Origin of the sequence: Streptomyces sp. NPDC046881 (assembly GCF_040645015.1) — a bacterium.
Taxonomy (GTDB): Bacteria; Actinomycetota; Actinomycetes; order Streptomycetales; family Streptomycetaceae; genus Streptomyces.
In genome coordinates this window covers 58587-70340 of the sequence record NZ_JBEYXJ010000002.1, presented here as the reverse complement: position 1 = coordinate 70340, position 11754 = coordinate 58587, and the positions used below count along the sequence as shown (strand labels likewise).

The following is an 11754-nucleotide window of genomic DNA, read 5'->3' as shown; positions in this document are numbered from 1 at the left end:
GCCGTCAGCCGACGCGGTGCATCCAGCCGTGCTGGTCCTCGGCCTTGCCCCGCTGCAGGTCGAGCAGGGCCTCACGCAGCCGCAGGGTGACCTCGCCCGGCTCGCCACCGCTCTGCTGCCACTCCGCGCCGGCCCGCTTGATGGTGCCGACCGGGGTGATCACGGCGGCGGTGCCGCACGCGAAGACCTCGGTGAGGGTGCCGTTCTCCGAGTCGCGCTGCCACTGGTCCACGGAGACGCGCCCCTCCTCCGACTCGTACCCGAGGTCACGGGCGACGGCCAGCAGGGAGTCACGGGTGACGCCCTCCAGGATGGAGCCGGTCAGGGTGGGCGTGATGATCTTGTTGCCGTACACGAAGTACAGGTTCATCCCGCCCAGTTCCTCGACCCACTTGTGCTCGACCGCGTCGAGGTAGCAGACCTGGTCGCAGCCCTTGGCGGCGGCCTCGGCCTGGGCGAGCAGGGACGCGGCGTAGTTGCCGCCGGTCTTGGCGTCGCCCATGCCGCCGGGGACGGCCCGGACGCGGTCCTCGGAGACCCAGATGGAGACCGGCTTGACGCCGCCCGGGAAGTACGCACCGGCCGGGGAGGCGATCACGACGAAGAGGTACTCGTTGGCGGGCCTCACGCCCAGCCCGACCTCGGTGGCGATCATGAAGGGACGCAGGTACAGCGACTCCTCGCCGCCGTGCGCGGGCACCCAGTCGATGTCCTGCCGGACCAGGGCGTCACAGGCCTCGACGAACGTCTCGACCGGCAGCTCCGGCATGGCGAGACGGCGGGCGGAACGCTGGAAGCGCTGGGCGTTCTGGTCCGGCCGGAAGAGGGCGACCGAGCCGTCGGGCTGCCGGTACGCCTTCAGGCCCTCGAAGATCTCCTGCGCGTAGTGCAGGACGTGGGTGGCCGGGTCGAGGGGGATCGGCGCGTACGGAACGAGCTGGCCGTCGTGCCAGCCGCGGCCCTCGGTCCACTTGATCGTCACCATGTGGTCGGTGAAGTGGCGGCCGAAGCCCGGGTGGGCCAGGATCGCCTCGCGCTCTGCGGCGGCGAGCGGGCTGGCGGAAGGCTTGAGCTCGATCGTGGGCGTCGTCATGTGGTGTCCTTCACCGGTTGTAGTGACGGGCCGCGCTCACCCCTGTACTGCCGGTCGCCAGTGCTAGGACGTCCGAGCATTCCCTCATATCGCGGCTCCGCGTTCGATTATCGCGCGGGCCCGGCAGCGGACGGAATCGGGGTGAAAGTGGCCCAGGGTTGATGGTGGCACCCGGCGAGGCACAGGAAAAGCCGCCGGGTGCGGTTGCGACCCGGCGGCTCGGTGTAGCGCGGCGGGTCAGCCGGCTACGCGTACGGCGAGCGCGTCGCCGATCTCGGAGGTGCTCCGGGCGGGCTGCCCGGCGCGCTCGGTGAGGTCGGCGGTGACCGCCGCGTCGATGCGGTCGGCCTCGCTGTCGTAGCCCAGGTGGCGCAGCAGCAGGGCGACGGACAGGACGGTGGCGGTGGGGTCGGCCTTGCCCTGGCCGGCGATGTCCGGGGCCGAGCCGTGGACCGGCTCGAACATGGACGGGAAATCGCCGCCGGGGTTGATGTTCCCGGAGGCGGCCACGCCGATGCCGCCGGAGACGGCCGCGGCGAGGTCGGTGATGATGTCGCCGAAGAGGTTGTCGGTGACGATGACGTCGAAGCGGGCGGGGTCGGTGACGAGGTAGATCGTCGCCGCGTCGACGTGGATGTAGTCGGTGGTGACCTCGGGGTACTCCTGGGCCACCTTGTTGAAGGTGTTCGTCCACAGGTGCCCGGCGAAGGTCAGCACGTTGTTCTTGTGGACCAGCGTGAGCTTCTTGCGCGGGCGGGCCTGGGCACGCTCGAAGGCGTCGCGGACCACGCGCTCGACACCGTAGGCGGTGTTGACCGACACCTCGGTGGCGACCTCGTGCTCGGTGCCCTTGCGGATGGTGCCGCCGTTGCCGGTGTACGGGCCCTCGGTGCCCTCGCGGACGACGACGAAGTCGATCTCCGGCTGGCCGGCGAGCGGGGTGGCGACGCCGGGGAGCAGCTTCGAGGGGCGCAGGTTGACGTGGTGGTCGAAGGCGAAGCGGAGCTTGAGCAGGAAGCCGCGCTCCAGGACACCGGACGGGACGCTCGGGTCGCCGATGGCGCCGAGCAGGATCGCGTCGTGCTGCTTGAGGGAGTCGAGGTCGGCGTCGGTGAGGGTCTCACCGGTGGCGTGGTAGCGCCGGGCGCCGAAGTCGTACTCCTTGGTCTCCAGCTTCACATCCTGCGGCAGGACGGCGGAGAGGACCTTGAGACCCTCGGCCACGACCTCCTGGCCGATGCCGTCACCGGGGATCACTGCGAGATTGATGCTGCGAGACATGTCGGCACCCTACTCCTCGTCCCATGGGATGACACGCCCTGTCCGCCATGCGGACACCCGGACGGGTGGCCGGGGTGCTCCCGTCGGCTGGCGTTCAGCCCTGTGCGGCAAGGGCGTTGGCCGTGAGGGGGAAGTTCCCGTCTATGGACACCCCCGACGTCGGCATCCCCCGCGCGCTCGCCGGACGGCTGAGCATGGCCGAGCAGTACGCGTACCTGCGCACCCGGGTGCTCCCGCGCCGCACGCTGGTGACGGCGGGCGCGGTGGCGGGCGGTCTGCCGGCCGGCCGCCGGAGCGCGTCGGGCCGGCCGGGCCCGGCCGGTTCGCGGGCGCCGGGTTCGGTGGTGCGCCCGTTCGGCCGCCATCTCGCCTTCGGCCCCGACCCCCGCACCCGGATGCGGATCTCCTGGCAGGCGCCCTTCCCGGTGCGCCGGCCGTACGTGCGGCTCGGGCTGCGCCCCGACGACCTCGGGCGCCGGATCGCGGCCGAGGTACGGCCGCTGCACACGCCCGGGGTGCCCGGGGTGCGGCCCGCGCTGGAGCAGTACTACGTGCACGCGGCCGTGGACGGCCTCACGCCCGGGACGACGTACCACTACGGCGTCGGCCACGACGGCTGGGACCCGGCCGCCGCCGGCCACCGCGCGGCCATCGCCTCCTTCCGCACGGCGCCCGCCCGTCCGGAGCGCTTCGTGTTCACGGCCTTCGGCGACCAGGGGGTGGGCCGGGCGGCGAGCGCCGGCGACGCGCTGGTGCTGCGCCAGGAGCCCGCCTTCCACCTGCACGCCGGGGACATCTGCTACGCGGACGCCGACGGCACCGGGCAGCGCACGGACGGCTACGACCCCGCCCACTGGGACCTGTTCCTGAAGCAGAACGAGCCGGTGGCGCGGTCCGTGCCGTGGATGGTGACGACCGGCAACCACGACATGGAGGCCTGGTACTCGCCGGACGGCTACGGCGGCCAGCTGGCCCGGTTCTCCCTGCCGGAGACCGGCTTCGACCCGCACGGCACACCGGGCGCCTACGCCTTCGTGTACGGGAACGCCGGCTTCGTCGCGCTGGACGCCAACGACGTGTCGTACGAGATCCCCGCCAACCTCGGGCGCAGCGGCGGCCGGCAGACGGCCTGGCTGGACCGGACGCTGCGCCGGCTGCGCGCGGGCGACGGCATCGACTTCGTGGTCGTCTTCTTCCACCACTGCGCCTACTCCACCTCCCGGCACGCCTCGGACGGGGGCGTCCGGCGGGAGTGGCTGCCGCTGTTCGCGCGGCACCGGGTGGATCTGGTGATCAACGGTCACAACCATGTGTACGAGCGCACCGACGCGATCGGGACCGCAGGGGTCGGCCGGGCGGTGCCGGTCGGCGGCTCCACCGATCCCGCCCGGGACGGCACCGTGTACGTGACGGCGGGCGGCGGCGGCCGTGACCTGTACGCCTTCCCCCCGGGCGTCGCGGACAGCCACGAGGGGCGGGTCACCCGGCACGAGGCCGTGCGGACCTTCGTCTGGGCGGAGGGCAGGGACCGCGTGCCGGAGACGGCGGACTGGTCGCGGGTGCGCTACACCGGTTTCTCGCTGCTGTCGGTGGAGGTGCGGGCGGGCGCGTCACCGCGGCTGGCGGTGTCGGCGCTGGCGCTGGACGGGCGGCGGATCGACCACTTCGAGGTGCGGCGCGGCGGCTGAGGCCGCGCCGCACCCCGCGGGATGCGGCTCCCGGCCGGTGGTCCGGCTCAGTGGCCGGTCGAGCCGCCGTTGTCCCGGCGGTCCAGGGCGCGCTGGAGGGCGGCGGCGGCGTTCTTGCGGTCGGACTCGCTCGTGTGGGACGCGTGGCGGACTCGGCGGCGGACGGTCGTCTCGGCCATGGCGATCGACTCCTTCGGCATACGGGGAGCACGGCAGTGAGGGTTGCGAGTCGCCGGAAGAGGCGGGGAGCACCGGCCGCAGGGGTTGCCTGCACGGGGCCTGGCTCTCGACCGCCATTCGCTGGATCGAGCGAGACGTTCGGCTCCTTTCAAACTAAGGGAGCGGCCCGCGTCTGTCTGCCCAATTACTCGGACTTCCTACTATCTGAGACGGCGGGCCGCGTCACACCGCTCTGAGCTGGGCTTTCGCGCGTTCGGGTGGGGGGTCAGGTCACGTCGCCGTCGCGCCAGTCGAAGACCAGCTCGCCGTCGGGATCGAGTGGTCCGGCGAGCGCGGGCCGTACGTACACACCGCCCTCCTCCTCCCGCAGCCGGACGATCCCGTCCGGTGAGAGGGCGTGCACCTGTCCGGGCCAGCGCTGCCAGCCCCGGGCGGTGTAGAGCGGGGCCCCGTCCTCGCTCGCGGCGAGCGCGCCGAGGTCGTAGGCCCGGTCGGCCAGCCGCTCCAGCTCGGCCATCACCCGCCCGCCGAGCCCGGTGCGCCGCACGTCGGCCCGCACCGCCACGGCCTCCACGTACCCGGTCCGCAGCCAGCGTCCCCGGTGCCGCACCCGGCGCAGCACCAACGCCCCGTGAGCGGCGAGCCCGCCCCCGTCCCGGATCAGCACGTGCATCCCGCCGAGCCCGTGGTCCCAGTCCTCGGCGGAGAAGTCCCCGTCGAACGCGGCGTCCAGCAGGGCGCGTACGTCACGGAGGTCGGACGGGTCGAGGTCGGCGGTGTGGGCGGTACGCATGCGGATGGCCATGGCGTCATTCTCGGGAAGGGCGCCCCGGCATGGGAACGGGCCGGCAGGCCTGCCTCGAAGGTCAGTCCTGCCGGCCCGTGTCCGGGGGGGTGGGGGTCAGCCCATGTGCGGGTAGGCGTAGTCGGTCGGCGGGACCAGGGTCTCCTTGATGGCGCGGGTCAGAGTCCAGCGCTGGAGGTTCTGCGGGGCACCGGCCTTGTCGTTGGTGCCGGAGGCGCGGCCGCCGCCGAAGGGCTGCTGGCCGACGACGGCGCCGGTCGACTTGTCGTTGATGTAGAAGTTGCCCGCCGCGTAGCGGAGCTTCTCCATCGTGTGGGCGGCGGCGGCACGGTCGCCCGCGATGACCGAGCCGGTGAGGGCGTAGTCCGAGACCGACTCCATCTGGGTCAGCATCTCGTCGTACCGGTCGTCCTCGTAGACGTACACGGCGAGGATCGGGCCGAAGTACTCGGTCGTGAAGACCTCGTTCTCCGGGTCGGTGCACTCGATGACGGTCGGGCGGACGAAGTAACCCACCGAGTCGTCGTAGGTGCCGCCCGCGACGATCGTGCACGCCGGGTCCGCCTTGGCACGGTCGATCGCGGCCTTGTTCTTGGCGAACGCACGGTCGTCGATGACGGCGCCGATGAAGTTCGACAGGTCGGTGACGTCACCCATGGTCAGGTAGTCGACCTCGGCCGCGAACTCCTCCTTGAAGCCCGAGTTCCAGATGGAGGCCGGGATGTAGGCGCGGGAGGTGGCGCTGCACTTCTGGCCCTGGTACTCGAAGGCGCCCCGGGTGAGGGCGGTCTTCAGCACCGCGCGGTCGGCCGACGGGTGCGCGACGAGGAAGTCCTTGCCGCCGGTCTCGCCGACCAGGCGCGGGTAGGAGCGGTACTTCTCGATGTTGGTGCCGACCGTCTTCCACAGGTACTGGAAGGTCTTGGTCGAACCGGTGAAGTGGATGCCCGCGAGGTCCCGGTGCTCCAGGGCGACCTTGGAGACCTCGATGCCGTCGCCGGTGACGAGGTTGATGACGCCCTTGGGCAGGCCCGCCTCCTCCAGCAGCTGCATGAGGAGGACGGCCGCGTGGGTCTGCGTCGGGGACGGCTTCCAGACCACCACGTTGCCCATCAGGGCGGGGGCGGTGGGCAGGTTGCCGGCGATCGCCGTGAAGTTGAACGGCGTGATCGCGTAGACGAAGCCCTCCAGCGGGCGGTGGTCCAGGCGGTTCCACACGCCCGGGGAGTTCGCCGGGGGCTGCTCGGCGAGGATCTGGCGGGCGTAGTGGACGTTGAAGCGCCAGAAGTCGACCAGCTCGCAGGGCGTGTCGATCTCGGCCTGCTGCGCGGTCTTGGACTGGCCCAGCATGGTGGAGGCGGCGAGGGTCTCGCGCCAGGGGCCGGCCAGCAGCTCGGCGGCGCGCAGGATGATCGCGGCGCGGTCGTCGAAGGACATCGCACGCCAGGCCGGCGCGGCGGCCAGGGCCGCGTCGATGGCGTCCTGCGCGTCCTGCTGGGTGGCGTTGCGCAGGGTGCCGATGACGGACTTGTGGTTGTGCGGCTGGACCACCTGGATGGTCTCGCCGCCGCCCATCCGCTTCTCCCCGCCGATGGTCATCGGCAGGTCGATCGGGTTCTCGGCCAGCTCCTTGAGCTTGACCTCCAGCCGGGCGCGCTCGGGCGAGCCGGGGGCGTAGCCGTGCACCGGCTCGTTGACGGGGGTGGGGACCTGGGTCACAGCGTCCATGAGATCCGTAACTCCTTGTACGTGAGCGGGTGTGCGGGCTCAGCCCTTGCTGACCATGGAACGGAGGAAGAACCGGAGGTTGGCCGGCTTCTCCGCGAGACGGCGCATGAAGTAGCCGTACCAGTCGGTGCCGTAGGCGGTGTAGACGCGCATGCGGTGGCCCTCGGCGGCCAGCCGCAGGTGTTCGTCGCCGCGGATGCCGTAGAGCATCTGGAACTCGTACTCGTCGAGCTTACGGCCGGCCTTGTGGGCCAGCTCCTGGGCGATCGCGATCAGGCGTGGGTCGTGCGACCCGATCATCGGGTAGCCCTCGCCGTCCATGAGGATCCGCAGGATCCGGACGTACGCCTTGTCTATCTCGTGCTTCTGCTGGTAGGCGACCTCGGCGGGCTCCTTGTAGGCGCCCTTGACCAGGCGGACGCGGCTGCCGGAGGCCGCGAGGCGGCGGGCGTCGGCCTCGGTGCGGAAGAGGTAGGCCTGGATGACGCAGCCGGTCTGCGGGAAGTCCTTCCGCAGCTCCTCGTGGATGGCGAACATCGAGTCGAGGGTGGTGTGGTCCTCGGCGTCCAGCGTCACCGTCGTACCGATGGCGGCGGCCGCCTCGACGACCGGGCGGACGTTGGCGAGGGCCAGCTCGTGGCCGTTCTCCAGCGCCTGGCCGAACATCGACAGCTTGACGGACATCTCCACGCGCTCGCCGAGCTCCAGCTCCTTGAGGTGGTCGATCAGCGCCAGGTAGGCGTCGCGGGCGTGGGCCGCCTGCTCGGGGGTGGTGATGTCCTCGCCGACGACGTCCATCGTCAGCTCCAGGCCCTTGGCCGTCATGTCCTCGATGATCGGGACGACGTCGGCCACGGTCTCGCCGGGGATGAAGCGGTCGACGACCTGCTTGGTCACCGGGGCCGCCGAGATCAGGCGTCGCATCCGGTCGCTGCGCGACGCGGCGAGAATCACGGGACCCAGCACGGGGCACCTCCACAGACAAGCACCAAATACGGCCGTCATCCGACGATTCGGGTACGGCACGGAGAACCACCGTGAAACCTAAGGATCTCTCCGATCCTCGGCCATCGACAGCTGTCACGCATCCGTGCCCGGGATCTCAGACAGTTGTATGAAGGCGGCCGGGGAATGAGGGAGAATGCCCGAGTGGCGGCGGATTTCAAGGCGTTCAAGGCGGACTACCAGGAGCTGGTGGACGAGATCTCGGAGCTGCTCGGGGTGCCCGCGACCCTGGAGAACCGCGACTTCGAGCTGATCGCCTTCGGTGCCTACGACAGCGAGGACGAGCTGGACCCGTCCGCGCTGGACCCGGTGCGCACCCGCTCGATCCTGACCCGGCGCTCCACGGCCACGGTCCGGGCCTGGTTCGAGGGCTTCGGCATCACCCGCGCGACCGGTCCGGTCCGCATCCCGCCGAGCACCGAGGCCGGCGTCTACCGCGGCCGGATCTGCCTGCCCGTGCGTCACCGGGGCGTCGTCCTCGGCTACGTCTGGCTCCTGGAGCACGAACCCGGGCCGACCGACGCCCAGCTGGCCGCCGCGATGGGGGTGGCCGGCCGGATCGGCGCGCTGCTCGCCGACGAGGCGGAGGCCGGGGCCGGGCTCAGCCGGGAGCTGCGGGCGGTGCTCACCGCGGAGAGCGGCTGGCAGCGGGACATGGCGGTGGCCGAACTGCGCACCGCCCTGGGACCCCGCGCGGACGGTCCGCACACCCTGGTGTGTGTCGCGCCCTGGCCGTCGGCCGACCCGGACGACGCCCCGGCCGCCCGTACGATCCCGCACGCCACCGCGCTGTGCACGCTGCCGTGGGGGGCGACCGGGCAGAGCCTGGCGCTGCTGGTGCGGCTGCGGACCACGGAGACGAGCGCACCCGCGCTGGCGGCGGCCACGCGGCTGCTGAAGGAGGCCGAGGGGGCGCGCGGGGCGGCGGGCGGCGCGGCCCGCGGGGTCGGGGCCCGGGTGGCGGCGGCGGTCGCCGCGGGACTCACCGCGGGGGCCGCGGGCGCCGCCGTCGCGGCCGGCGTGGGCGAGCCCCGCACCGGCCTCGCCGAGCTGGGCACGGTCTGGCAGGAGGCCACGGCCGCCGCGCGGGCCGCGCTGGCCGAGCCGCGGTTCGGGCCGGTCGCGCAGTGGGCGCGGATCGGGCCGTACCGGCTGCTGACCGCGCTGCCGCCCCAGGCCGCGCACGACCGCGTGGTCGGCCCGCTGCTCTCCCCCGCCCACCGGGAACTGGCCCGCACCGCCGAGGTCTTCCTCGACTGCGCGGGCCAGGCCGGCCGCACGGCCTCCGAGCTGGGCATCCACCGCCAGACGCTCTACTACCGCCTGTCCCGCGTGGAACAGCTGACCGGCCTGGACCTGGACGACGGCGAGGACCGGCTGCTGCTGCACATGGCGCTGAAACGGGCCCGGCTCTGACCGGCTGACGAATCAGCGGCCGTGACCGAATCCCCGGGTCACCGGCTCCCCGGGTCACCGGCTCCCCGGGTCACCGGCTCACGGGGCACGGCTCACCGACACACGGGTTACCGGGCCTGCGGGCCAGCGGGCCAGCGGGCCAGCGGGCCAGCGGGCCAGCGGGCCAGCGGGCCAGCGGGCCAGCGGGCCAGCGGGCCAGCGGGCCAGCGGGCCACGATTCACCGGCTCACGGCTCACCGACACACGGGGTGCCGGGCCGCCGGCCTACCTGGTCGTGGCTCACCGGCTCACGGGTCACCGTCCGGCGGGCCGGGTGCCGGTGGTCGTGGTGAGGGCGTGGGTCAGCGCGGTGCCGGTGGGTGGGCGTCTGGGCCAGCGGGCGGCGATGTGGCCATCGGGGCGGACGAGCAGCGCGCCGTCCGGGGTGAGACCGCAGGCGTCGGCGTGTTCCGCGGCGAGCGGCTCCACGCGCAGCGGCCAGGGGAGGCCGGGACGGGGTGCCCAGGCGGCGGGGTCCGGGGCGAGCAGGGTGAACCACTCACCGCAGGTGTCGAGCGTGGAGCGGTCGCGGCCGAGCCAGAGGTGCGGCAGACGGCGGCCCGGCTCGGCGGTGGGGACGTAGTCCGTGCCCGGGTCCGCGGGCTCGGGCGGGGTGCCGTCGCCGTCGCCGGTGAGGACGGCGGTGGAGCGGTAGGTGACGCCGAGGATCAGCCCCAGCTGCGCGAAGAACCGCTCGGACCAGGGGACGTCGACCGGCGTGGAGGCCGCTGCGCCGGTGCGGAGCTGTTCCCGGCGCCGGTTCATGACCCGGCCCGCCAGCTCGGCGTTGGCCACCGCCTGACGGAGGGTCGCGTGGGCGACGGGGCCGCGTTCCGTCCCGTAGCTCTCCAGCAGGCGCGGGTCCGCCCAGCCGTGGAGCACCCCCGCCAGTTTCCAGCAGAGGTTGTGCACATCGGCGACGCCCGCGTTCATGCCGAGCCCGCCGACGATCGGCACCGCGTGCCCGGCGTCGCCGGCCAGCAGCACCCGGCCCTCGCGGAGGCGGTCGGCGACGAACGCGTGCATCACCCAGTGCTGGACGCGCAGCACCTCGGGCCGTACGCCGGCGCCGGGCCCGAGACCGCGCGCGACGACGCCGGACCAGTCGGCGTGCGCGGGATCCTCGGGCGTGGGACCGAACCAGGCCCAGCCGCCCTCGGGATACAGCGGGAGGAAGGAGCCGTGGGCGGTGAAGTAGACCCCGGCGGGCTCCCTGGCGCACCAGCGGCCGAGGTCGGCGTCGAAGACGACGGTGGTGAAGCCGCCCAGCGCCCCCGGCCCGCTGGTGCCGATGCCCAGCAGCCGCCGGACGGTGGAGTGCGCGCCGTCGGCGGCGAGGAGGTACCCGGCCCGGACGCGTTCCTCGGCACCGCTGCGGTGGTCGGCGAGCAGGGCCACGACCCCGTCGGCTTCCTCGGTCAGCCCGACGAGTTCGGTCCCGAACCGCACCGGCGCGTCCGCCGCGCCGAGCAGGGTGGGCTCCAGCCGGTCCTGCGAGGTGACGACACCGGTCACCGGGCTCTCCGGCACCGGCTCGCGGATCCCGGTCATCGCCGCCGTGGCGAAGTCGGGGCCGTGCAGGGTGTCGCGGAAGCGGACCCGGCCGTACTCCGGGGCGAACGCACGGGCGGCGACGGGACCGTCGAGTCCGAGCCGCCGGAAGATCTCCATCGAGCGCACGTTGACCAGCCGCGAGCGGGGAAAGGGCGACAGCTCGCCGTGTTTCTCGATCAGCAGGCTCCGTACGCCCCAGCGCGCCAGCAGGGCCCGGGCGGTGAGCCCGACCGGTCCGCAGCCGACGATCAGCACCTGCGGCTCCTGGGGACCCATGGGATCACTGTTCCGCTCCCGTGGGCCGCGCGCAAACGCGGTCAGTCCCGCGTGGCGGCGCGGATCACCCGCCGCAGCCCCTCGGTGAGCTGCTCGGCGGTGGTCGCCGTGTCCGGGTCGAAGAGCCACTGGACCATGAGCCCGTTGAGGAGGGTCTGGTAGAGCCGGCCCTCGGTCTCGACCGTGTCCGGGCCGAGGTCCGCCTCCGGGACGCCGGTGAACATGGACGCGAGTCCCGCCCGGCCCTCCCGCTGGGCCTCGGCCAGGAGCTTGCGCACCTCCTCCAGCCGCTCGTCCTGGAACATCAGCTCGAAGCTGAGCAGCCAGATCGACCGCGACTCGGGGACCGTACGGATGACGCCCGCCCAGATCTCCCGGAACCGCTCCAGCGATCCGGCGGGCTGCGTCACCTCCGTCCCGAGTCCCGGGTCGAACCGCTCCCCCACGCTCTCGATCAGCGAGATGTACGCCTGCACCAGCAGCGCGTCCTTCGAGCCGTAGTGGTAACCGATCGACGCCAGGTTGGTACCCGACTCCCGGACGATGTCCCGCGCGGTCGTGCGCAGGAAGCCCTTCTCCAGCAGGCAGCGCTTGGCGCCTTCGAGCAGATCCTCACGGTGTCCCATACGGTTCAGCCTACCCGGGAACCATACAACTGTCCTAGACGCATGACTTATACACCTGTTCTA

10 protein-coding genes are annotated in these 11754 nt (G+C 72.7%); 2 read left to right on the top strand and 8 right to left on the bottom strand.

Annotation, left to right across the window (positions count from 1 at the left end; all coding sequences use genetic code 11):
• Positions 1 to 4 precede the first annotated feature (4 nt).
• Both ABZ923_RS01785 and ABZ923_RS01780 read right to left on the bottom strand, forming a co-directional pair.
• Positions 5 to 1093: a branched-chain amino acid aminotransferase gene (locus ABZ923_RS01785; protein ID WP_361465425.1), complete on the bottom strand. Its 1089-nt coding sequence runs from the start codon at positions 1091 to 1093 to the stop codon at positions 5 to 7.
• Positions 1094 to 1330: 237 nt separating this feature from the next.
• The gene (locus tag ABZ923_RS01780; RefSeq protein WP_361465422.1) at positions 1331 to 2374 is read right to left on the bottom strand and encodes a 3-isopropylmalate dehydrogenase; all 1044 of its coding nucleotides are present in this window, start codon (positions 2372 to 2374) and stop codon (positions 1331 to 1333) included.
• 143 nt (positions 2375 to 2517) lie between these two features.
• On the opposite strand from ABZ923_RS01780, the gene ABZ923_RS01775 reads away from it, so the two are divergent.
• The gene (locus ABZ923_RS01775) at positions 2518 to 4062 is read left to right on the top strand and encodes a metallophosphoesterase family protein (RefSeq protein WP_361465419.1); all 1545 of its coding nucleotides are present in this window, start codon (positions 2518 to 2520) and stop codon (positions 4060 to 4062) included.
• A gap of 47 nt (positions 4063 to 4109) precedes the next feature.
• Here the strand turns inward: ABZ923_RS01775 and ABZ923_RS01770 are convergent, their stop codons facing one another.
• The 4 genes from ABZ923_RS01770 to ABZ923_RS01755 form a co-directional block, all read right to left on the bottom strand.
• Positions 4110 to 4241, bottom strand: a complete 132-nt coding sequence (locus ABZ923_RS01770; RefSeq protein WP_361465416.1) for a hypothetical protein — start codon at positions 4239 to 4241, stop codon at positions 4110 to 4112.
• Between the two features lie 266 nt (positions 4242 to 4507).
• Complete coding sequence (locus ABZ923_RS01765) at positions 4508 to 5047, bottom strand: GNAT family N-acetyltransferase (RefSeq protein WP_361465414.1); 540 nt, start codon at positions 5045 to 5047, stop codon at positions 4508 to 4510.
• 96 nt (positions 5048 to 5143) lie between these two features.
• Positions 5144 to 6775 carry an L-glutamate gamma-semialdehyde dehydrogenase gene (pruA, locus tag ABZ923_RS01760; RefSeq protein WP_361465411.1) on the bottom strand — a complete coding sequence of 544 codons (1632 nt, stop codon included), beginning with the start codon at positions 6773 to 6775 and terminating at the stop codon, positions 5144 to 5146.
• Positions 6776 to 6814: 39 nt separating this feature from the next.
• Positions 6815 to 7741: a proline dehydrogenase family protein gene (locus ABZ923_RS01755; protein ID WP_361465408.1), complete on the bottom strand. Its 927-nt coding sequence runs from the start codon at positions 7739 to 7741 to the stop codon at positions 6815 to 6817.
• A 165-nt stretch (positions 7742 to 7906) separates the two neighbouring features.
• On the opposite strand from ABZ923_RS01755, the gene ABZ923_RS01750 reads away from it, so the two are divergent.
• The gene (locus ABZ923_RS01750; RefSeq protein WP_361465406.1) at positions 7907 to 9196 is read left to right on the top strand and encodes a helix-turn-helix domain-containing protein; all 1290 of its coding nucleotides are present in this window, start codon (positions 7907 to 7909) and stop codon (positions 9194 to 9196) included.
• Between the two features lie 294 nt (positions 9197 to 9490).
• Here the strand turns inward: ABZ923_RS01750 and ABZ923_RS01745 are convergent, their stop codons facing one another.
• Together ABZ923_RS01745 and ABZ923_RS01740 are read right to left on the bottom strand one after the other, a co-directional pair.
• On the bottom strand, positions 9491 to 11065 hold the full coding sequence (locus ABZ923_RS01745) for an FAD-dependent monooxygenase (protein ID WP_361465403.1): 1575 nt from the start codon (positions 11063 to 11065) through the stop codon (positions 9491 to 9493).
• 41 nt (positions 11066 to 11106) lie between these two features.
• Positions 11107 to 11691, bottom strand: a complete 585-nt coding sequence (locus ABZ923_RS01740) for a TetR/AcrR family transcriptional regulator (protein WP_361465400.1) — start codon at positions 11689 to 11691, stop codon at positions 11107 to 11109.
• Positions 11692 to 11754: the final 63 nt, after the last annotated feature.

Excerpts from the sequence above, each read along its gene's own strand:
- ABZ923_RS01745 (WP_361465403.1), bottom strand. The coding sequence starts at position 11,065 with ATGGGTCCCCAGGAGCCGCAGGTGCTGATCGTCGGCTGCGGACCGGTC.
- ABZ923_RS01780 (WP_361465422.1), bottom strand. The coding sequence starts at position 2,374 with ATGTCTCGCAGCATCAATCTCGCAGTGATCCCCGGTGACGGCATCGGC.
- pruA (WP_361465411.1), bottom strand. The coding sequence starts at position 6,775 with ATGGACGCTGTGACCCAGGTCCCCACCCCCGTCAACGAGCCGGTGCAC.
- ABZ923_RS01750 (WP_361465406.1), top strand. The coding sequence starts at position 7,907 with ATGAGGGAGAATGCCCGAGTGGCGGCGGATTTCAAGGCGTTCAAGGCG.
- ABZ923_RS01770 (WP_361465416.1), bottom strand. The coding sequence starts at position 4,241 with ATGGCCGAGACGACCGTCCGCCGCCGAGTCCGCCACGCGTCCCACACG.
- ABZ923_RS01740 (WP_361465400.1), bottom strand. The coding sequence starts at position 11,691 with ATGGGACACCGTGAGGATCTGCTCGAAGGCGCCAAGCGCTGCCTGCTG.
- ABZ923_RS01785 (WP_361465425.1), bottom strand. The coding sequence starts at position 1,093 with ATGACGACGCCCACGATCGAGCTCAAGCCTTCCGCCAGCCCGCTCGCC.
- ABZ923_RS01775 (WP_361465419.1), top strand. The coding sequence starts at position 2,518 with ATGGACACCCCCGACGTCGGCATCCCCCGCGCGCTCGCCGGACGGCTG.
- ABZ923_RS01765 (WP_361465414.1), bottom strand. The coding sequence starts at position 5,047 with ATGGCCATCCGCATGCGTACCGCCCACACCGCCGACCTCGACCCGTCC.